Raw genomic sequence first — 20,012 nt, forward strand, 5'->3', positions numbered from 1 at the left:
CATGCCGAAATCCACCGCGCGGTGGGTGACGTACATGTCGAACTCCTCGAAGGAGCCCTCGTCCAGCAGCACCTCGAGGCGCTCGCGCGCCGTCAGCTTCCCCTTGGCATGCTGCGCCTCGATCCGCCTCTCACCACCGCCAAGCCGTGCTTCGGATCGACGCTTCTCGAGATCTATGATCACTTCCTTCACGCTATAGCCTCTTTGTTGAATTTCACCTGATCGTCCGTCACCGGCGTATCGAAGGGATGGCCCTCCTCCTCGCGCCCAGCCGGGCAGAAGCGCATCGACGACGGCGCCCGACAGGATATGCGCGCCGACTTCCGAGCTTTTTCCAAAACGACGACGGAACGCTCCGGATTGACCTGCGCTTCAAGCGAATGGCCGCCGACAAGCCGGCAGGCCCCGCCCCGACGATCACGACGTCGAATTCCATCGAATCCCGTTCGGGGAGCTCCACCGATTGCCGGGCTCCACTCATTGCACTCCCACGGTGCTGCGCGAGTTCGCCTGGGGCGGGAGCATTGAATGAGATCGGATAACCTTCTGTATAGCGGCCTTGTCGACGTCGATCAGTCGCTTTGGAGACCAGCTCGGATTGCGATCCTTATCGATGACTGCGGCGCGGACTCCTTCGTAGAAATCGCGCCGGCGCAATATGATAGAGCATCCAGCATATTCGCGAGCCAGGCACTCTTCCAAGGACTTCGAGGCTGCCGCGGCCTCAAGAAGTTCCAAGGTAATTACAAGGCTCGTAGGCGACAGCCTTGATAAACGATCAAACGTCTCACGACCGAACCCGGAAGGCGAAGTTTCAAGCGCTGCGAGGATTTTCTCGACGGTGCCGGCGGAGAATACTTCGTCGATCAGATCTGAATGCTCCTCCAGCCTGGAGGGGCCTGGATCGACGCGCAAAGTTGCGAGGATATCGTCGACTTTCCTCCCAGCTGCAAGTTCATCCAGCAGTTCCGGGATGGATTCCGACGGGACCATGACGTCCGCCAGCCCGGCGGCTATGGTGTCTGCGGCGGTTATCGTCGATCCGGTCAGTCCGATCCAGAATCCCAGGTGCTTTCTTGCACGCCCGAGCTCCCATGTCATGCCCACATCAGGAAAGAAGCCGATCCCTGTTTCGGGCATTGCAAACTGAGTTCTCTCCGTAACGACGCGGTGCGAGCCATGGACCGAAAGCCCCGCACCGCCACCCATGCAAATCCCGTCCATGACAGCCAGCCAAGGCTTTCTTGTGGACGCTATCCTGGCGTTCAACCGATATTCTTCGGCCCAAAATTCCAATGCGGCTTCGGGATCCGTCTGACCGGTCTTCCAGACCCACTTGATGTCGCCACCAGCACAGAGGCCACGTCCCTCTCCCGTGATCGCGAGTGTCTTGACGGATGGATTGCTTTCCAAGGCATCGACATCCTCGGCAATCTGCCGGACCATCTCCTGGTTCAGGCTGTTGAGCGCCTGGGGTCGGTTGAGATGAATGTGTCCGAGTGCGCCATCGACTTTCGAAAGAACGAGTTCACCTGATGTCTCGATGATACCATCAATCATGCTCATCCGATCCGCCCCTCTTGAAGTTAGGGGGGCGCTTCTCCAAAAAGGCTCGCATCCCCTCGCGCTGATCACGGGTTCCAAAAAGACGGTGGAAGACCGTGCGCTCGTAGATGATACCTTCGCCCAGCGGCAGCTCTTCAGCCCGCAGGATTGCTTCTCTCGCAGCCCGGACTGCCGGGCGCGAGAAGGACGCTATCTCGGATGCAGCTTGGAGTGCGGTTTCAAGCACTTCGGCGTCGGGCACCACCCGTGCCACCAGTCCAGCACGTAACGCTTCCGCGGCGGTCATGAGACGCCCAGTGAGATGAAGATCCATCGCGAGGGAGCGCCCCACCAGTTTCGTCATCCGCTGGGTGCCACCCATCCCTGCGATGACACCAAGCTTGACCTCCGGTTGGCCGAATCTGGCTCCTTCGCCGGCGATTGCGAAATCGCACATCATCATAAGCTCACAACCGCCACCCAATGCGAAACCGTTGACAGCCGCAATTTTGGGCGTTCTGCATCGGCTGAACCGGTCCCAGATACCGAAGAAATTTTCCTCGATCATCTCGTCGGCCGTCTTGCCGGCCATCTCGGCGACGTCGGCGCCGGCGGCGAACGCACGCCCGCTGCCGGTGAGCACGATCGCTCCGATCGACCTGTCGGCGTCGAGTTCCTCAATGGCGGCCGCCAGCTCGCCAGCCAAGACCGAATCCAGGGCGTTAAGCTGGGCAGGCCGATTCAACGTGATCAAGGCAACCGTGTCACGGCGCTCAACCAAGATAGATGCCGTCATGGCCTCACCCCTTCAACTGCCGCGCGATGACGAGGCGCTGGACTTCACTTGTGCCTTCATAAATCTGGCACACCCGGACATCCCGATAGATCCTCTCGACCGCGTAATCGGCAAGATAGCCGTAACCCCCGTGGACCTGGATCGCGGCGGAGCACACCTGCTCGGCGATCTCGGATGCGAACAGCTTGGCCATGGAGGCCTCGGTCAAACAGGGCAACCCGCGCTCGCGCAGACTGGCAGCGTGCAAAACAAGCTGCCGGGCAGCTTCGATCTTCGTCGCCATATCAGCCAGGCTGAAACCCACGGACTGATGATCGATGATCGGCTTGCCAAAGCTCGTCCGCTCTTTTGCATAAGCTGTCGCGGCTTCGAACGAAGCTTTTGCCATCCCGACAGCCTGCGCGGCGATGCCGATGCGTCCGCCCTCCAGGTTAGCGAGCGCGATACGATAGCCCTCGCCTTCTTCGCCAAGCCTGTTTTCGACTGGAATGCGCATGTTCTCGAACGCCAGCGCACAAGTATCTGATGAGCGAAGCCCCATCTTGTGCTCAACCGAGACGACATTGTAACCGGGCGTGTCGGTGGGAACGATGAAGGCAGAGATTCCCTTCTTTCCGGCTGCCGGATCGGTCACCGCGAAGGCGATAACGACATCCCCGTTCTTGCCCGACGTGATGAACTGCTTGGTCCCATCGATCACATACGCGTCGCCGTCACGACGTGCCCGGGTTCGCAGCGCCGAGGCGTCGGAGCCCGCCTGCGGTTCCGTCAGTGCGAAACCACCGATCCATTTTCCCGAAGCAAGCTTCGGCAGAAAGCGGGACTTTTGTTCATCGGTCCCAAATCTGAGGATGGGTGCACAGGCGACCGACGAGTGGACTGAGACAATGGTCGAGCATGCCCCGTCACCCGCCGCGATTTCCTCCAGGGCGAGCGCGTACGCGACCAAGCCAAGATCGGAGCCTCCGAACTCTTCCGGCACGAGCATTCCCAGAAAGCCGAGTTCGCCCATCTCGCTCAGTTCTTCCCGAGGAAAAAGACTGTCCCGGTCACGGGTTCCGGCTCCAGGGGCGAGACGCTCCTGGGCGAAACTCCGGGCCATTTCGCGGATTTGTTGCTGCTCGTCGGTCAATTGCATCAGTGCATCCCTTCAATCGCTATTGCTGTCGCTTCGCCACCGCCGATGCAGACGGAGGCTATCCCGCGATCGCCCCCCCGTTGATCGAGTGCGGCGAGCAGCGTGACGATGATGCGCGCGCCGGACGCACCGATCGGATGGCCCAAAGCGCATGCGCCACCGTTGACGTTCACTTTTTCATGCGGCAAGCCGAGCGACCGCATTGCCGCCATCGGCACGACAGCAAAGGCTTCATTGATCTCAAAGAGATCGACATCCGCCAGCGACCAGCCCGTCTTCTCGGCGAGGCGACGCAGTGCTCCGATTGGCGCAGTAGCGAATTTTTCGGGCTGGTCGGAGAAGCTGGCATGAGCCACGATACGAGCCTTTGGCTGCAATCCGCGGCGCTCGGCTTCAGACAACCGCATCAGGACGAGTGCGGCAGCACCGTCCGAGATCGACGAGGAATTGGCTGCGGTTACGGTTCCGCCTTCGCGAAAGGCGGGTCGCAGTGTGGGGATTTTTTCAAGTCGTGCCTTTCCCGGCTGTTCGTCGGTTTCAACCGTATTGAGGGTCTTGGCTGCGACGACGTCAACGGCCGTGATTTCCGATCTAAACAATCCATCGGCGATCGCTTTTTGAGCCCGAGACAGCGAACTGACGGCGAAGGCATCCTGGGCTTCGCGGCTGAACTGGAAGGCTTCGGCGCAATCTTCTGCAAACGTGCCCATCAGCCGGCCCCGATCGTAGGCATCTTCAAGCCCGTCGAGAACCATGTGGTCTATGAGCGTTCCATGTCCCATCCTGAGGCCGGAGCGGGCTTTGGGCAAAAGATACGGAGCGTTCGACATGCTCTCCATTCCGCCGGCGACGATGATGGAGGCAGAATCCGCACGAATAAGATCATGGGCCAGCATAGTGGCCTTCATGCCGGAGCCGCACATCTTGTTGATCGTTGCCGCGGCGGCGCCGATCGGCACGCCGGCCTTTATCGACGCCTGCCGGGCCGGGCCCTGACCTTGGCCCGCCGAAAGGACGCATCCCATGATAACTTCCTCGACGGCCTCGGCGCCTATGCCTCCCGACGATAGCGCACCACGAATTGCGGCGGCCCCGAGTTCCGGGCCGGACAAACCGGAAAGCTCGCCCTGAAACCCACCCATCGCTGTCCGCGCGGCACCGACGATGACGATTGAATCTTCCAGATCACTCATTGACGTTTCTCCATGAACGCTGCATTCGTCGCCGGTCAGCAAACCAATGCGTGGCCTCGACATTATTTGGGGGGCATTCTCAGCGCGCCGTCCAATCGGATAACTTCCCCGTTCAACATCTCATTCTCGACGATATGGCGCACGAGTGCGGCATACTCGGCGGGCCGACCCAGTCGCGGCGGATAGGGGACAGAAGCCCCAAGTGCATCCTGAACTTCTTGCGGCATGCCCGCCATCATCGGCGTCTCGAAGATACCTGGCGCAATCGTCACCACTCTGATCGCATGCCGGGCCAATTCACGCGCCGCAGGCAGGGTCATTGCTGCGACGCCACCTTTTGACGCTGAGTAGGCGGCTTGGCCGATTTGACCCTCGAAAGCTGCCACGGACGCGGTGTTGATGATGACGCCACGTTCTCCGCTTGCCCTGGGCTCTTGCTTTGCCATCGCGTCTGCCGCGATACGCAGCGTGTTGAATGTTCCAATGAGATTGATGGACACCGTCCGGGAAAAGCTCTGCAGCTTGTGCGGGGCCTCCCGTCCTATGATCTTCTCACTTGGTGCGACGCCGGCACAGTTGACGAGGACGTCCACCCGCCCGAAAGCCGTTTTGGTGTCTGTGATCGCAGCCGATACCGCCTCCTCGTCCACCACGTCCACGATGCGATAGGCAGCAGCAGAACCTAATTCTGCGGCGACGGCACCGACAGCCATTTCGTTCATGTCGAGCAGCATCACGTTTGCGCCCAGGCTCGTCACTGATCTTGCAACAGCGGCCCCGAGACCCGAGCCTGCGCCTGTGATAACGAACGTCGAGTCTTTGATGTCCATGCTTACCTGCTTTCTCTTGCTTGCAGTTTTTCGACTTCCGCCTTCCGCAGGATGAAGCGCTGGATCTTGCCGCTTGGCGTCTTAGGCAGGCCGGCGACAAACTCGACGGCGCGCGGGTAGGCGTGCGCAGCAAGTCGCCTTTTCACGTGTTGCGCCAGTTCTTCGGCGAGCTGATCGCTCGGCTGCGTCCCGGTCGCAAGCACGACGAACGCCTTGACGATTTCAGTCCGTTCGGGATCCGGGACACCTATGACAGCCGCTTCGACGACCGCAGGGTGTTCGATCAACGCGCTCTCGACGTCGAACGGGCCGATGCGATAGCCGGACGAGGTGATCAGATCGTCGGAGCGCCCGACGAAGCTTATCGTGCCGTCTTGTTCCCGTTCAACGGTGTCGCCCGTCCGATAGTAGCCGCCGTAAATCGACGGCGTCTGCTCATTCAGGTAGCCGCTGAACCAGAGGAGAGGAGAGTTCGCAGTATCGATGGCCAGAATGCCCGGTACGTTTGGACCAAGCTCCTCATCATTGTCGTCGATAACGGCTACGCGATAGCCGGGCATGGCAAAGCCGGCCGATCCTGGATGCACCAGATGCTGCAGTCCGTGATGGTTGTTGACGACCATGCCGAGTTCGGTCTGGCCGTAATGGTCATAAATCGGCGCCGCTAGATGAGCGTCAAACCATCGAACGACCTCGGGATTGAGAGGTTCGCCGGCGCTGCTGACTACCCGAAGGCGCGCCTTGGCCCGCGCAGCAATGTCTGGCCCGGCCGCGATGAGCATCCGGAACGCCGTCGGTGAGCCGGCAAGACTCGTCACGCCGAGACGTTCGATGACGTCATATGTTCCTTCCGCCGTGAACCCGGCTTCATAGAGAATTGTCGCACATCCGAGAAGAAGCGGCCCCGTCACGCCGTAGTAGAGGCCGTATGCCCAGCCAGGATCGGCAATATTCCAGAAAACGTCTTCCTCACGAAGATCAATGGCGAGGCGCATATAGGTCGAAAACGCAAGCAATGCATGCAATGGAACCGGCACGCCTTTCGGCAGTCCAGTTGTGCCAGACGTCGCCATCATCAGGAACAGGTCGTCGCCGTTGCGCTGGACAGGCTCGAAGGCGCTGTCGGCCGACTCGATCTCAGCCCTGAAATCAAGATCATCAGGTGCGATCGCCTCTCCCTGTTTCCGAACGACGGCAATCCGCGGACATCCGCCCACATCGTCGAGCTTGGCCCGGTTTGCCGTGTTCGTCACCACGAGCTTTGCCTGGCTCATTGCAAGACGATGCTCGATAGCTTTCGGCCCAAAAGCGGTGAAGAGAGGTTGGTAGACTGCCCCCAGCCTCCACGTCCCCAAAATAGTGGCGACCAATTCCACGGTTCTCGGCAGGAGGCCAGCCACAACATCTCCAGCTTCGACGCCGTGCGACGCCAAAACGTTCGCGACGCGGGCAGAAAGATTGCGAAGATCCTCGAACGTGTACTCGGAAAGGCTCTGATCAAGCGAGAGGCACCGCAAGGCGACGCGGTTTTCCCCGACATGTTTATCGCAACACTCGACGCATGCGTTCAGCCCCGTGGACAGATTGCCTGAGAGGCTCTCGATTACGTCCTGTAGCTTAAATTCCGCATAAGCGCGTTCGTAGGTCGGCCGCGCTGCCGAAGCTGCCCGTACAAGCATGTTTTCCTCCACATGAACCCGACGCATGGCGTCTCCTCCAGGCTCGAGAAAAACTTACCAAAACAAAACTTGCAAACAATGACATTGTGAACCACATTTTGTGATCGAAAATACAATGGAGGTACGTTTGGAGCGCGGAATGATTTCCCGCGGCTTCGTGGAAGACGCGCTTGAGTGCCTCCGTCAGTGTGGGATCGATCCATCGGAAGCGCTCGAGAAAGCGGGTATCGGTGCGGAGATTGAGCCGTATGTCACGAACGTCCAGTATGGCGCCCTGTGGTTAGGGATCGCCGAGCTGATCCAAGACGAGTTTTTTGGACTGGCGCGAAGACCCATGCGGCCGGGCAGCTTCCGGATGCTGTGTCATGCTGTAATTGGTTCAGACACGCTCGAGCAGGCGCTACGCCGCGCTTTGCGGTTTCTTGCCATCGTACTCGATGACCCGACCGGTCATCTCACGCAAAGGAACGGTTGCGCGGAGATTACTCTGCGCGACCAGGATGGACTGCGCAGCGCGTTTGCATACCGGACCTACTGGCTTATTTTACTCGGAATATGCTGCTGGCTGATCGGCCGTCGGATTGCCCTGAGACAGATCGACTTTGCTTGTGCAGCTCCTGTAAGCCGATCTGACTACCGGCAGTTTTTTGGAGCTCCTGTTCATTTCGACCAGCCAGTCAGCCGGCTCTCCTTCGATGCGACCTACCTTTCTCTTCCTGTCATCAGAGAGAATAACGCAGTGCGGGCGTTCGTGCGCGGAGCACCGGCGAACATTTTGGTGCGGTACAGACACGATCAAGGCCTGTCGTCGCGCGTTCGCACGGTCCTGCGTCATTCCCCTCCGCAGGAGTGGCCCCATTTCGACGAAGTTGCGGAGCGCCTCGAACTCTCTCCGGCAACACTGCGGCGGCGGCTCCGGCGGGAGGGCCAAAGCTTCAACGCGATCAGGGACGAACTTCGTTATGCATCCGCACAGATCATGCTCAGATCGCATGAAACCAGCGTCTTCGAAATTGCTTCTGCACTAGGGTACGCCGAGCCAAGCGCGTTTCACCGGGCATTCGTGAAATGGTCGGGTGTCACGCCGGCGAAATTTCGGATCTCTTCTCGCAGCTGAGAGTTCAGGCCTGAGGCAGCGACACCACCCGGCGTGCCGATGGCTGCTTTCGTCGAGCCTGTCCGGATTGCCATACCTTCCGGCCTGTCAAGGATTACACGACACGCCGGATCCGAACCGTCTTCGGCATGGTTGAGGTACGCAATCCTCGCCGGATGCTGTGCCGGGTTCGTTATCCGGGGATGGGAACCGTTCAGGAAATCGTAAAGGCGGCTCGGAAAGCCTCAAGCGCGCGCTCTGCATCATCCTTGGCAAAAGCCTCCAATCCGATCGGGCCGCGGTAACCCATCTCATGGAGCGCTCGCGCGATAGCCAAATAGTTTATTTCGCCTGTACCCGGCTCGCAGCGCCCGGGCACGTCGGCCACTTGCACTTCGCCGATCCATGGCAGGCAAGCCCTACAGGTTTCGATCAAATTCCCCTCGCCGATCTGGACATGGTAGAGGTCGAGATTGAGCGCAAGCCGTGGATGATTGACGGACGAAACCAGCGCCAGCGTATCCTCGGCGCGGCCGAACGGTGTGCCCGGATGGTCGACTGGAAGGTTGAGGTTTTCCAGCGTGAAGACAACGTTCTCCTCCTCCGCCATGTCCGCGATGCGGGCAAGCGTATCGCGCGCCTTCAGCCACATGCGGCCTGTCGTCACCTCGCAAGGCCGGGCCGGCAAGCCGCCCTCGCCCAGCCCCGTTCCGTGCAGATTTAGCCGCGCCACACCGAGCCGCTTGCCGATCTGCGCTGTTTCGCGCGCAGAGCGCAGGAGTTCGTCGGCGCCTTCATCATCGGCAAGCCGTCCCGTGAGATAGCCGTTCATGATCGAGAAGGTGGCCCCCGATCTTTCCAGTGCTCCCAGATCGTGATCCGGCCAGTTCCAAAGGCCCACTTCGAAGCCCATTTCGTTCAGGCGCGCGCAGCGCCACTCTATCGGTCTGTCGCGCCACAGCATTTCGGCGCAGGCGGCAAGGGTGAACGGCTGTTCCATTTTCATTTCCCGAAGATAAGGGCGCCTTGCTCAGCGCATCAGGTGCTGGACATGAGGTGCGGCAACGAAACGCCACTTCCGCAAGGGGCCGGCCATGACGTTGAGATAGTACATTTCGAACCCGTAAGGGGCTCCGCAGGGATGGTGCCCGCGCGGCACGCAAACGACATCGCCGTCGTGTACGGCCATGGTCTCGTTCAGTTGCAGGTCGTCGGTGTAAACCCGCTGGATGCCGAAACCATCGGCCGGGTTCAGCCGGTGATAATAGGTTTCCTCGAGATAGGTTATGCGCGGGAAATCGTCCTCGTCGTGACGATGGCTCGGATAGCTCGACCAGTGGCCCGCAGGCGTAAATACCTCAGTTACCAGAAGAGAGTCGCAGTAGTCCTCGTTCTCCATGGCAATGTTGTTGATGTAGCGGGTATTGGTGCCCTCGCCGCGCTGCGTAAGCGTGATGCCGTCCGGCCCGATCTTGCGCGCTTCGTGTCCGCATTTGCCGGGCGCGGAACAGACCGCGATCACACAATCCGTTTCGGCCATGGCCTCCCAGTCGCAGCCGTTTGGCAGATAGAGGCAATGCGGCGTGCTCTTCTCGAAGACGCTCATGCGTTCGCCGAGCACGCCCCAGTCCTTTCCGGAGCCGTAGACCGCGGCCTTGCCTTCAACCATCACAAGGATGACTTCGCGCTCGCCGGTCGTCTCTGCGGCGCGATCCCCCGCACGAAGGCGATAGAGCGAAAAGCCGACATAGCGCCAGCCGGCCGAAGCGGGCGTGATCTCGTGCACCTTGCCATGGGAGCCGAAGGGGCGATGGAGCAGATTGGGCATGGGATTCCTCCTCGCTCTTGCGTCAGACCAGGCCGACATGGGCAGCGGCGGATTTCAGGGTCCTGAGACCGAGCGACTGGTATTTGAACGGCTTGCGGACCTCCGGATCCTGCTCTGCCTCGATCACGATCCAGCCGTCATAGCCGGCAGCCTTGAGGATGTTCAGGAGTGGCGCAAAATCGATCCCGCCGTCCTCGTCGCCAGGAACGGTAAAGACACCGGCTCGCACGCCGTCCATGAAGGACATGCCGGTCTCCCGAACCTGTCGCATCACTGCCGGCCGCACGTTCTTGGCATGGAAATGGCTGACCCGATCGACATACTTCGCCAGAACCGGCGTCGGATCCTTGCCGTTGCCACCGAAATAGCAATGCCCGGCATCAAAGAGAAGACGCGTTTCCGGTCCGGTCGCCTTCAAGAAGGCGTCAATCTCCTCAGGCGTTTCGACCACCGTTCCCATGTGGTGGTGATAGACCAGCCTGATACCCTGGCGGGCGGTGAAGGCGGCGAGTTCCTCGACCTTGGCTCCGAAGGCCTTCATCTCTTCCGGCGTCAGCACCGGGCTTTCCGACAGCGGCACTTGCAACCCCTGGACGCTGTTGGAAGTCTCGCAGGCAATGCACACCTTGCAGCCGTTATGTTTCAGCTTGTCGAGATGCGGCTGGATCGCCTTTTGTTCGTCCTCGACGGATCGCGTCAGCAGGTTCAGCGAAAACCAGCCGGACACGAAAGCGAGGCCATGCGAGCCGAGCAACTGCTTCAGTTCCTCTGGATTGTCTGGCCAGCGATGACCGTTTTCGATTCCGTCGAAACCGATTTCCGCGGCCTCACGCAGAATCTGCTCGGTCGGGATATGCGCGCCCAGCGTCTGATCGTCGTCGTTGGCCCAGGCAATGGGATTGGTGCCGAAGCGAATCATGTGTTGTCCTCAATTCACGAGTCTTTGCCCCGCCGCCCCTTCGAGGTAGCGCGCATAGGCCTGTTTCAACTTGTCCGTCGTTCCCACTTCTGGCACGGCAACATCCCACCAGTTCCCGGCATCGCCGAAACCCGGTCCGTTGGTCGGGTCGCTGTCAACGACAATCACGGTCGGAATGTCGCGCCCGCGGGCGGCGGCGACCTGCGCTTCGAGATCCGCGATATTCTTCGCCTTCACCGCGTGCGCTCCCATGGAGGCGGCATGCGCGACGAAATCGATCTCGGGCTGCTGCTCGACATTGCAATCCCTGTAGAGATTGTTGAACGCCTCGCCGCCCGTGCCTTGCTGCAGGCGGTTAATGCAGCCGTAACCGCGATTGTCGGTCAAGACGACAGTGAACGGCACCTTGCGCATCACCGCCGTCGCCAGTTCGGAATTGGCCATCATGTAGGAACCGTCGCCAACGAAGCAGATCACCTCGCGGTCCGGCCGCGCGAGCTTCAGGCCCATGGCGCCGGCAATCTCGTAGCCCATGCAGGAATAGCCGTATTCCATGTGGTAGCCGCCCTGGCTCGGCTGCCAGAGCAGTTTGAGCGCGCCGGGCATGGTACCGGCGGCGCACATGGCGATCGCATTTTCTCCGGTCGCGCGCTGCACGGCACCGATGACCTGCGCATCTGTCGGCAGATCCTCGCCCGAGGGAGCCGCGCAATGGCGATCCACGGCAGCAAGCCATTCGGCACGCAATGTCACGTCCGGCGCCGGCGCCCTATGTTGGCCGAGATGTTCGCTGAGTGCCCCGAGCGCGACCTTTGCGTCGGCGACGAGCCCCAACGCTCCATGCTTGTCCGCGTCGTAGGCCTGCACGTTGATCGACACCAACCGCCGGTCTTTTGCCTGAAACAGCGACCACGAACCGGTGGTGAAATCCTGGAAACGTGTTCCGATGCCGATGACGAGATCAGCCTTGCGGGCCAGCGCATTGGCGGCGGCCGAACCGTCGACGCCGGCCGCACCGAAGTTCATTGGATGGTTTTGCGCCAGCGCCGACTTGCCGGCCTGCGTCTCGATCACCGGAATGGCATGCCTCGTGGCAAACTCCGCGAGGTCTTTTTCCGCGCCGCTATAGATGACGCCGCCGCCAGCTACGATCACCGGATTCTTTGCCGCCCTGATCAGAACCGCCACATCCTCCACGTCCCGTGCGTCGGGAACAGGCCGGCGAATGCGCCAGATCTTTGACTCGAAGAATTCTTCCGGCCAGTCGTGCGCCTCGGCCTGAACGTCCTGGCAAAACGAGAGCGTCACCGGCCCACAATTCGCCGGGTCGGTCATGACGCGCAAGGCCCGCGGCAGTGCCGTCAGCAATTGCTCGGGCCGGGTAATGCGGTCGAAATAACGGCTCACCGGACGGAAGCAGTCATTGGCGGAAACGGTACCGTCGTCGAAATCCTCGATCTGCTGCAGAACTGGGTCCGGCCGCCGGTTAGCAAAAACGTCGCCGGGAATGAAGAGAACCGGAAGACGGTTTACATGGGCCAGCGCCGCCGCCGTCACCATATTGGTTGCGCCCGGCCCGATCGAGGACGTCACCGCCTGCACCTGCCGGCGCTTCTTCGCCTTGGCATAGGCGATGGCTGCATGCGCCATGGTCTGCTCGTTCTGGCCGCGCCAGGTCGGCAGCCCGTTGCCGGCCTTCTGCAGTGCCTCGCCGAGACCTGCGACATTGCCGTGGCCGAATATCGCCCACACACCGTCGACGAAACGTTCCCGCTCTTCCGTCATCTGCGCGGCAAGCCATTTCACCATGGCCTGCGCCGCCGTCAGTCTTACCGTGTTCATGCTGCCTCCCGTGCCTTCACCCGCGCCGCGTCCCAGATGCCGCATAGCCGGGCATAACGCGTCGCCATTTCGTCCACCGCCGCAGCATCGGCGAGTTCGCCGGCAAACCAGCGACGCGCCACATCGCCGAAGATCGTCCGCCCGACGGCAAACCCCTTGACGAGATCAAAGCCCGCCGCGATCTCGAAGCTCGCCGCCAGTTCCTCCTCCGGCGCATCCAGTCCGAGCACGACGATACCTCGCGTGTGCCGGTCGTGTTCCTCGATGGCCGCGATCGCGTTGGCCCAGCCTTTGCGCGACGTCATCGGCTCCAGCTTCCACCAGTCGGGATAGATTCCCGCCGCATAGAACTGATGGATCAGCGTTGCGACGGTCGTTTCGTCGGTAGTGCCGACCTTGGAAGGAATGATCTCCAGCAGGAACTCCAGCCGGTTGCGCCGCGCGGCCTCGAACAATCGCTTCACGGTCGCTTCCTGAGCCGCCCGCGTTTGCTTGTCGTCGTCCGGGTGGCAAAAGCAGAGTACCTTCACCACGTCCTCGCCCGCCCATTCGCCGAGCGTTCCGCAATCGAGCCCAAGTTCAGGCTCCAGGGCTAGCGGTCGCGAACCGGGCCATTCCGCCGGCCGCCCGATCCAGAGACCCGTGCCGGACGCCCGATGCAGCGCGGACCGGCCGATGCGATTGTCGCAGAGGATGCCGTAGCCGCCGCGGCCCGCCTGGACGCGAAGCGCTGCATCGAGGCAAAGCTGTTTGAACGCCGCGCCCTTGGGCAGTGTGAACCCGTCCATCTGTTCCAGCTGCATCCGGTGGTCGAAGGCGAAAACCCGCATGGTCGACCAGTCGCCGTTGACCCGCGTATGACGCGTTGTGGACCAGTGAAGCTGTTCGAGTTCGGCATCGTTGCGCAGATCCGGGCGAACCACGCCGCGCTTCAGGAAGAACTGCAGTTCCTCGAAGCTTGGATAGGCCGGCGTACAGCCATGCCGGCTGACCGCGAAGGCACCACAGGCATTGGCGTATTTGAGAGAGGTCGGCCAGTCCTCTCCCGTCATCCAGCCGCGCAGCAGACCGGAAAAGAAACCGTCTCCTGCCCCCAGCACGTTGAACACCTCGATCGAGAAGCCCTGCCCCGTCTGGCCCTTGTCGAGGCTGTCGGGGATGGCATCCTGGAAGGCCACCGCGCCCAGCGGGCCGCGCTTGCAGACCAGCGTCGCTTTGCTCACCGCCCGCACCGCGCCGAGCGCGGCAAGCGTGTCGGTCGATCCGCCGGCGATGTGGAATTCTTCTTCCGTCCCGACGATCAGGTCGAAATAGTGGAGCGAAGCCTGAAGCCGTGCTGTCACCTTCGCGCTCTCGACGAAGCGGCTTTCGCCGTCGCCATGCCCGGCAACTCCCCAGAGATTGGGCCGATAGTCGATGTCGAGCGCCGTGCGCAGCCCGTGCTTGCGTGCCAGTTCCAGCGCCTTGACGACGGCGGCCTCCGTGCGCGGATGGCTGAGATGGGTGCCGGTGACGACGACGGCACGCGCCGAAGAGATGAAGGCCTCGTCGATGTCGTCTTCGCAAAGCGCCATGTCGGCGCAGTTCTCACGATAGAATATCAGCGGGAATTGCGTGTCGTCGCGAATACCGAGGATAACGAGCGCGGTCAGCCGTTCCGGGTCGATCTTCACCCCTTCCGTCGAGACGCCTTCCCGGGCAAGCTGTTCGAGGATGAAGCGCCCCATATGCTCGTCACCGACCCGGCTGATCAGCGCCGTCTTCAAGCCGAGCCGGGCACTGCCGCAGGCAATATTGGTGGGCGAACCGCCGATATATTTCTCGAAGGAGCCCATATCCTCCAGGCGCCCGCCGATCTGGGCGCCGTAGAGATCGACGCCGGCGCGGCCGATGGTGATGACATCGAGTACCTTGGTCATTTTATTACCTCCCGAGCCGGATCGCTGTACCGTTCGAGGCAGCCATCGCGTGAATGATCCTCTCGATCTCCAGCCCATGGGCGAAATCGGGACCCGCGTTCGGACCGCCGGCAATCGCCGTCAGGAGATCGCGTGCCTCGATGACTTTCTGCTCATTGAAACCGAAATTGTGGCCCGGCGCCGGGCAGAAGACTGAGAAATCCGGTTGCGCAGGGCCTGTCAGGTGGCGGACGAATCCGTCATCTCCCGCGCGATACACCCAGAGTTCGTTCATGTTCTCCTGATCGAACACGATCGTTCCGTCCGTACCGTGCAGCTCCCACTGCAGTCTGCACTTGCGCCCACGCGCCACCCGCGAGGTGGCGAACGAGCCCTGCGCGCCGGAGGTAAAGCGCAAAAGCGCGAGCGCACTGTCCTCGTTCTCCACCCGCTTCGCCCCATCGGGCGAAGGGCGCGAGGGAACGGCGATCTGGGTCTGGGCGACGACTTCCGCCACCGGCCCCATCAGCGCCAGCATATGGCTCACAAGGTGGCAGCCGAGGTCACCGAGCGCCCCCAGACCGCCGCCCTCGCGAGTCATCCGCCAGGACCACGGGAGGAGTGGATCAGCGGAATAGTCCTCGTCATAGACCCCGCGAAAGGCGAGCGGCTTGCCGATCACTCTGTCGCGAACCATGTTCCGTGCAGCCTGGAATGCCGGACTTCTCAGGTAGTTGTAGCCAAGCATGGTCACCTGCCCCGAATGGGCGGCGGCCGTTTCGGCCATGGCCTCGGCGTCTTCGAGCGTCAGAGCCATCGGCTTCTCCAACCAGACGTGCTTGCCGGCTTTCAGCGCCGCTTCAGCCATCGGCCGGTGCATCCCGTTCGGCGCGGTGATCGAAACCACATCGACCTTCGGGTCGGAAACCGCCTCCTCCCAGCGAGCGGTCGACCGTGCAAATCCGAACTGCCGGGAGAACCGCCCCGCACCGTCCTCGGTGACGTCCGAAAGAATCTCGAGCCTGGGATGCGCGCCGCCGAAAACGGCGGCGACATTGCGCCAGGCCATGGCATGGCACTTGCCCATGAAGCCCGTGCCGATCAGGGCGATTCCAAGTTCTGTCTGCGGCATTGAAGACGACATTTTCATCCCCGGTTTAAGCATGGCGGGGCGGCGTATCGACCGCCGCTGCAACCCTCAGATCGTCCCGCCCAGCGAGCCTTCCAGCTCGGCGAGTTCCTGGCCGCCGGCCATCAGGTCCTGCAATTGAGCGGCATTGATTTCGCCCTTCCTTGCAGTCCCCAGCGTCTGGCCCCGGTTGAGCACGGTGAAGCGGTCGCCGACCGCCATGGCATGACGGACGTTGTGTGAAATGAAGACGACACCAATGCCTTGGGCACGCACTCGGTTGATGGTGGCGAGCACATTGGAGGTCTGCCGGACGCCGAGCGCGGAGGTCGGCTCGTCGAGGATCAGCACCTTGGCGCCAAAATAGACGGCGCGGGCGATCGCCACCGTCTGCCGCTCGCCGCCGGACAGCGTGCCGACCGCCTGATCCGGAGCCCGCAGGTTGATGCCCATCTTGCGCATCTCCGCCATGGTGATCTCATTGGCCTTGTCGATGTCGAAGCGTTTGAACGGCCCCCACCCCTTGGTCGGCTCGCGCCCCATGAAGAAGTTGCGCGTGACCGACATCAGCGGGATCATCGCGAGATCTTGGAACACCGTGGCAATGCCGGCTTCCATCGCATCGCGCGGGCTCTCGAATGACAGGGGCCGGCCCTCGAAGGTGATCGAACCTTCCGTCGGCTTGTGCACGCCCGACATGGTCTTGATGAAGGTCGACTTGCCGGCGCCGTTGTCGCCGAGAAGGCAGTGGCATTCGCCCGCTATGACGTCGAAGGTTACCCCGTTCAGCGCAATGACATTGCCATAGTGCTTCTTGATATTTTCCATGTGGATGATCGGTGCGGTCATGTCAGCGCTCTCCGGTCACACGTCGGCGGATGACGTTGTTGAAGATCACGGCGAGCAGCAGCATTGCGCCAAGGAAGATCTGAAACCAGTCCTGGTCGAATCTCGTATAGGTAAGACCGATCGTCACCATGCCGAAGATAATCGCACCGAAGAAGGCTCCGATTGCCGAGCCGTAGCCCCCGGTCAGCAGGCAGCCGCCGATGACCGCCGTGATGATCGCCTCGAATTCCTTCATGAAGCCGCGACGGGCATCGGTCGAACCGGCGTCGATGACCGTGATGATGGCAACGAGGGCGGCAGCGACGGCTGTGAGCATGAAGAGCGCGATCTTGACGTTTCGGACAGGAACGCCGGAATTCTGCGCAGCAAGAGAATCGCCGCCCGTGGCGAAGATCCAGTTGCCAACCGGAGTTCGCAACAGGACGTAGGTGGCGATCACGGCGAAGAGGACAAACCAGATGATTTCCACCGGAATGCCAGGCACCTTGGGCACGCCGGACTTGAAGCTCTCCACAAGACCGGCCTCGGCGAGCCATCTGAACACAAACCCGAAGGCGTCGCCGGAAAAGATCGGCGTGAGAAAATCTTCGCCGATGGCTTCCCTGATTCCGCGAAGCTGCGTAGCCCCGCCGGTCAGGACCTTGAGACCAACCAGCGTCGCGCCGCGCAGTATGAACAATCCAGCCAACGTCACGATAAACGACGGTAGACCTGTTCGGATGACGATCAGGCCATTGGCTGCGCCAAGCATGGCGGCAAACGTCATGGTGAGCGGGATGGCAAGAATGAGCGGCATACCGACATTGACGGTAAAAGCGCCAAAGAGCATGCCGGAGAACGCTACCATCGACCCGATGGAGAGATCGAACTCTCCACCGATCATTAGCATGGCGGCGGCGATGCCAAGAATGCCGAGCTGGGCCGCCGGGGTCATGAAATTCATTATGCCGGACAGGGTAAACATTGTCCGATCCGCAGTGGCGAGAAAGAAAAGTGTGACGAGGACCACGCCCCCGATTGCCCCCAATTCCGGTCGTTTCATGAGTTTGGTGGCAAAGGACTCGGATTTGATCCGCTCATCCGTTTGCGTCAGCGTTTCAATCGACATGGTTTTCCTCCTCTTGGCGATGGCCGGGCGGCCCTACCCACATGCCTCCCGGCCACTTTTTCTTAGCGGATGCCCTGAGCGGACAAATCAATCACCTTGGCGGCGCTCTCCTTGGTCACGAGGTTCGGTCCAGAGGGTACGTCGCCACCCGGAACGAGGCCATACTGGGCTTTCAAGGCGAGGAATGCGACAGGCAGATAGCCTTGGAGGAACTGCTGCTGGTCGATTGCGAAAGCGGCCTTGCCGTCGGCGACGTCCTTCAGAAAACCAGCAGACAGGTCGAAGCTAGCGACCAGGACGTTGTCGCGGCCCAGCGCCTGAACGGCCTTGACCGCGGGCTCGCCAACCAGGGAAGCACCGAGGCCCAGCACAGTATCGACGGCTGGATCGGATTCGAGCGCCGCGCGAACTTTGGATTCGACTTCCGCTGGATCATTCTGCGTGGGGATGACGGCAACAGGCTTGCCAAAGCCTTCGGTAAAGCCATTGCAACGAAGGTCGAGGGCGACATTGCCGACTTCCTGGTTGACGCAGATGCCCTTGGTGCCACCCATTTCAGCGAGCTTGGCGCCGGCGGCCTTGCCGGCGTCGAACTCCGACTGGCCGACATGCAGAAGCGCGCCCAGCTTGTGCGCGACGTCGGAACCGGAATTCATCGAGATGACCGGAATGCCCGCATCGACCGCACGTTTGATCGCCGGACCAAGCGCGTCGCCGTCCGGAATGGAGACGACGAGGCCGTCCGGCTCCTGGTTTACGGCGGCGTCGATCATCTGGCCCATCTGGACCATGTCGAAGGTTTCCGGCGAACGGAACTCGACATTTGCACCGGTGTCCTTGGCCGCCTTCTCGACGCCGTTCTTGACCACTGACCAGAATGGATCGTTCGCCTGGCCATGCGCCACGACGATAATGTCAATTGCGAACGCCGGCGCGGCCATGGCCATGATGCCGGCAACCGTGACAGATGCGAATAGTTTCTTCATGCTAACCTCCCAGTTAAGATTGCCACCGGCGCCACTCCTCGACGCCCACTCATCCGGCCCAAAAGGCCGGAATTGAAAGCCGGCGACGGCACCTCCCGTGCACTCGGCAATGTTTGCGGATGGCCCGCGCCATCGTAATCTTTCAGAATGCCAAGGAAACCGGCTGTCCCGATGCCGCCGATTGCGTTGCCGCTTCGGCCATTACCAGAGCTGCAACACCGTCCTTCAGCGTGACCGGAATACGGGTGCCGTCGAGGATGGCACGCACGAAGGCATCCCATTCCGCCGCATAGGCGCGCATGTATCGTTCAAGGAAGAAGAACTCGGGCTTGGCGCTCGTAACGCCGGTCTTCGTCGCCTTGGAAACGGTGTGCTCGAGGACATTCCCCGCCGAAAGCAGTCCCTCCGAGCCCAGCAGTTCGACGCGCTGGTCATAGCCATAGACGGCACGGCGGCTGTTCTTGATGACGGCGATGCGCCCGTCGGCATATGTCAGCGTCACGACGGCGGTATCGACGTCGCCGGCTGCTCCGATTTCAGGATCGACGATCGAGGTTCCGACCGCATGAACGGCGTTGGGTGCATCGCCCATGAGGAAATTCGCCATATCGAAGTCGTGGATCATCATGTCGCGGAACAGGCCGCCGGACACCTTGACGTAGCTGACGGGTGGCGGCGAGGGATCGAATGACGTGATCGATAGCAGTTCCGGCTTGCCTATCCCGCCAGCCTCCAGGGTCGCCTTGACTCCTGCGAAATTCGGATCGAAACGGCGGTTGAAGCCGATCATGACTGGCACGCCGGTTGCCGATGCCATGGCCAGGCATGCCTTGGCCCGCTGCAGGGAAAGATCCACCGGCTTTTCGCAAAGCACGGCCTTGCCGGCGGCCGTCGCCCTTTCAATCAGGTCCGAATGGGTATCGGTGGACGTAGCGATCAGCACGGCATCGATAGAGGCATCCATGAGGATTTCGTCGGAGCTCAGGACCTTCGCACCGTAGGAGTCGGCCAGGGAACGCGCCGCCTCTTCATTTACGTCCGAGACTGCGATCAACTCGCTCCTGGCATGACCGGCAATATTGATGGCGTGCACACGGCCAATCCGGCCCGCCCCGAGTAATCCAATTCTAAGCACTGATATCCTCCCAACAAGCGGGCCTGCCGCCGCCTTCGAGG

18 protein-coding genes and 1 pseudogene are annotated in these 20,012 nt (G+C 61.3%); 1 reads left to right on the plus strand and 18 read right to left on the minus strand.

Going from position 1 to position 20,012, the window contains the following annotated elements; genetic code table 11:
* From ACMGE0_RS25890 to ACMGE0_RS25925, 8 genes and pseudogenes are all read right to left on the minus strand, one after another.
* Nucleotides 1-192: carboxyl transferase domain-containing protein (locus tag ACMGE0_RS25890; protein WP_436818770.1), on the minus strand; the 192-nt coding region annotated here is incomplete at its 3' end.
* 29 nt (nucleotides 193-221) lie between these two features.
* A pseudogene (locus ACMGE0_RS25895) lies at nucleotides 222-481 on the minus strand (FAD-dependent oxidoreductase); the annotation flags it as partial.
* Complete coding sequence (locus tag ACMGE0_RS25900; protein ID WP_436818771.1) at nucleotides 478-1,566, minus strand: enoyl-CoA hydratase/isomerase family protein; 1,089 nt, start codon at nucleotides 1,564-1,566, stop codon at nucleotides 478-480. The pseudogene ACMGE0_RS25895 and the gene ACMGE0_RS25900, both read right to left, overlap by 4 nt.
* On the minus strand, nucleotides 1,553-2,341 hold the full coding sequence (locus tag ACMGE0_RS25905) for an enoyl-CoA hydratase-related protein (RefSeq protein ID WP_436818772.1): 789 nt from the start codon (nucleotides 2,339-2,341) through the stop codon (nucleotides 1,553-1,555). The genes ACMGE0_RS25900 and ACMGE0_RS25905 overlap by 14 nt, the downstream gene beginning before the upstream one ends.
* A gap of 4 nt (nucleotides 2,342-2,345) precedes the next feature.
* On the minus strand, nucleotides 2,346-3,479 hold the full coding sequence (locus ACMGE0_RS25910; RefSeq protein ID WP_436818773.1) for an acyl-CoA dehydrogenase family protein: 1,134 nt from the start codon (nucleotides 3,477-3,479) through the stop codon (nucleotides 2,346-2,348).
* Complete coding sequence (locus tag ACMGE0_RS25915; protein WP_436818774.1) at nucleotides 3,479-4,672, minus strand: acetyl-CoA C-acyltransferase; 1,194 nt, start codon at nucleotides 4,670-4,672, stop codon at nucleotides 3,479-3,481. The genes ACMGE0_RS25910 and ACMGE0_RS25915 overlap by 1 nt, the downstream gene beginning before the upstream one ends.
* 62 nt (nucleotides 4,673-4,734) lie before the next feature.
* Complete coding sequence (locus tag ACMGE0_RS25920; RefSeq protein WP_436818775.1) at nucleotides 4,735-5,502, minus strand: 3-hydroxyacyl-CoA dehydrogenase; 768 nt, start codon at nucleotides 5,500-5,502, stop codon at nucleotides 4,735-4,737.
* A gap of 2 nt (nucleotides 5,503-5,504) precedes the next feature.
* Nucleotides 5,505-7,181: an acyl-CoA synthetase gene (locus tag ACMGE0_RS25925; RefSeq protein ID WP_436818888.1), complete on the minus strand. Its 1,677-nt coding sequence runs from the start codon at nucleotides 7,179-7,181 to the stop codon at nucleotides 5,505-5,507.
* A gap of 127 nt (nucleotides 7,182-7,308) precedes the next feature.
* Between ACMGE0_RS25925 and ACMGE0_RS25930 the strand changes: the two genes are divergently transcribed.
* Nucleotides 7,309-8,298, plus strand: coding sequence for an AraC family transcriptional regulator (locus ACMGE0_RS25930; protein ID WP_436818889.1), 990 nt, complete (start codon nucleotides 7,309-7,311; stop codon nucleotides 8,296-8,298).
* A 193-nt stretch (nucleotides 8,299-8,491) separates the two neighbouring features.
* Here the strand turns inward: ACMGE0_RS25930 and ACMGE0_RS25935 are convergent, their stop codons facing one another.
* The 10 genes from ACMGE0_RS25935 to iolG all read right to left on the minus strand — a co-directional run bounded on the left by ACMGE0_RS25935 (nucleotide 8,492) and on the right by iolG (nucleotide 19,971).
* On the minus strand, nucleotides 8,492-9,277 hold the full coding sequence (locus ACMGE0_RS25935; protein WP_436818776.1) for a TIM barrel protein: 786 nt from the start codon (nucleotides 9,275-9,277) through the stop codon (nucleotides 8,492-8,494).
* A 30-nt stretch (nucleotides 9,278-9,307) separates the two neighbouring features.
* Entirely contained in the window at nucleotides 9,308-10,105 is a 798-nt protein-coding gene (iolB, locus tag ACMGE0_RS25940) for a 5-deoxy-glucuronate isomerase (RefSeq protein WP_436818777.1), read from the minus strand.
* A gap of 22 nt (nucleotides 10,106-10,127) precedes the next feature.
* Nucleotides 10,128-11,024 (minus strand): myo-inosose-2 dehydratase, encoded by an 897-nt coding sequence (iolE, locus tag ACMGE0_RS25945; RefSeq protein WP_436818778.1) that lies wholly within the window; start codon nucleotides 11,022-11,024, stop codon nucleotides 10,128-10,130.
* 9 nt (nucleotides 11,025-11,033) lie between these two features.
* Nucleotides 11,034-12,866: a 3D-(3,5/4)-trihydroxycyclohexane-1,2-dione acylhydrolase (decyclizing) gene (gene iolD, locus ACMGE0_RS25950; RefSeq protein WP_436818779.1), complete on the minus strand. Its 1,833-nt coding sequence runs from the start codon at nucleotides 12,864-12,866 to the stop codon at nucleotides 11,034-11,036.
* Nucleotides 12,863-14,785: a bifunctional 5-dehydro-2-deoxygluconokinase/5-dehydro-2-deoxyphosphogluconate aldolase gene (locus ACMGE0_RS25955; RefSeq protein ID WP_436818780.1), complete on the minus strand. Its 1,923-nt coding sequence runs from the start codon at nucleotides 14,783-14,785 to the stop codon at nucleotides 12,863-12,865. The genes iolD and ACMGE0_RS25955 overlap by 4 nt, the downstream gene beginning before the upstream one ends.
* A 4-nt stretch (nucleotides 14,786-14,789) precedes the next feature.
* The gene (locus tag ACMGE0_RS25960) at nucleotides 14,790-15,908 is read right to left on the minus strand and encodes a Gfo/Idh/MocA family protein (protein WP_436818781.1); all 1,119 of its coding nucleotides are present in this window, start codon (nucleotides 15,906-15,908) and stop codon (nucleotides 14,790-14,792) included.
* Between the two features lie 54 nt (nucleotides 15,909-15,962).
* Nucleotides 15,963-16,742, minus strand: a complete 780-nt coding sequence (locus tag ACMGE0_RS25965; RefSeq protein ID WP_436818782.1) for an ATP-binding cassette domain-containing protein — start codon at nucleotides 16,740-16,742, stop codon at nucleotides 15,963-15,965.
* A 1-nt stretch (nucleotide 16,743) separates the two neighbouring features.
* Complete coding sequence (locus tag ACMGE0_RS25970) at nucleotides 16,744-17,850, minus strand: ABC transporter permease (protein ID WP_436818783.1); 1,107 nt, start codon at nucleotides 17,848-17,850, stop codon at nucleotides 16,744-16,746.
* 62 nt (nucleotides 17,851-17,912) lie between these two features.
* Nucleotides 17,913-18,836, minus strand: coding sequence for a sugar ABC transporter substrate-binding protein (locus ACMGE0_RS25975; RefSeq protein ID WP_436818784.1), 924 nt, complete (start codon nucleotides 18,834-18,836; stop codon nucleotides 17,913-17,915).
* A 142-nt stretch (nucleotides 18,837-18,978) separates the two neighbouring features.
* Nucleotides 18,979-19,971, minus strand: coding sequence for an inositol 2-dehydrogenase (gene iolG, locus ACMGE0_RS25980; protein ID WP_436818785.1), 993 nt, complete (start codon nucleotides 19,969-19,971; stop codon nucleotides 18,979-18,981).
* Nucleotides 19,972-20,012: the final 41 nt, after the last annotated feature.

The organism is Neorhizobium descurainiae (assembly GCF_051400715.1).
Taxonomy (GTDB): domain Bacteria; phylum Pseudomonadota; class Alphaproteobacteria; order Rhizobiales; family Rhizobiaceae; genus Neorhizobium.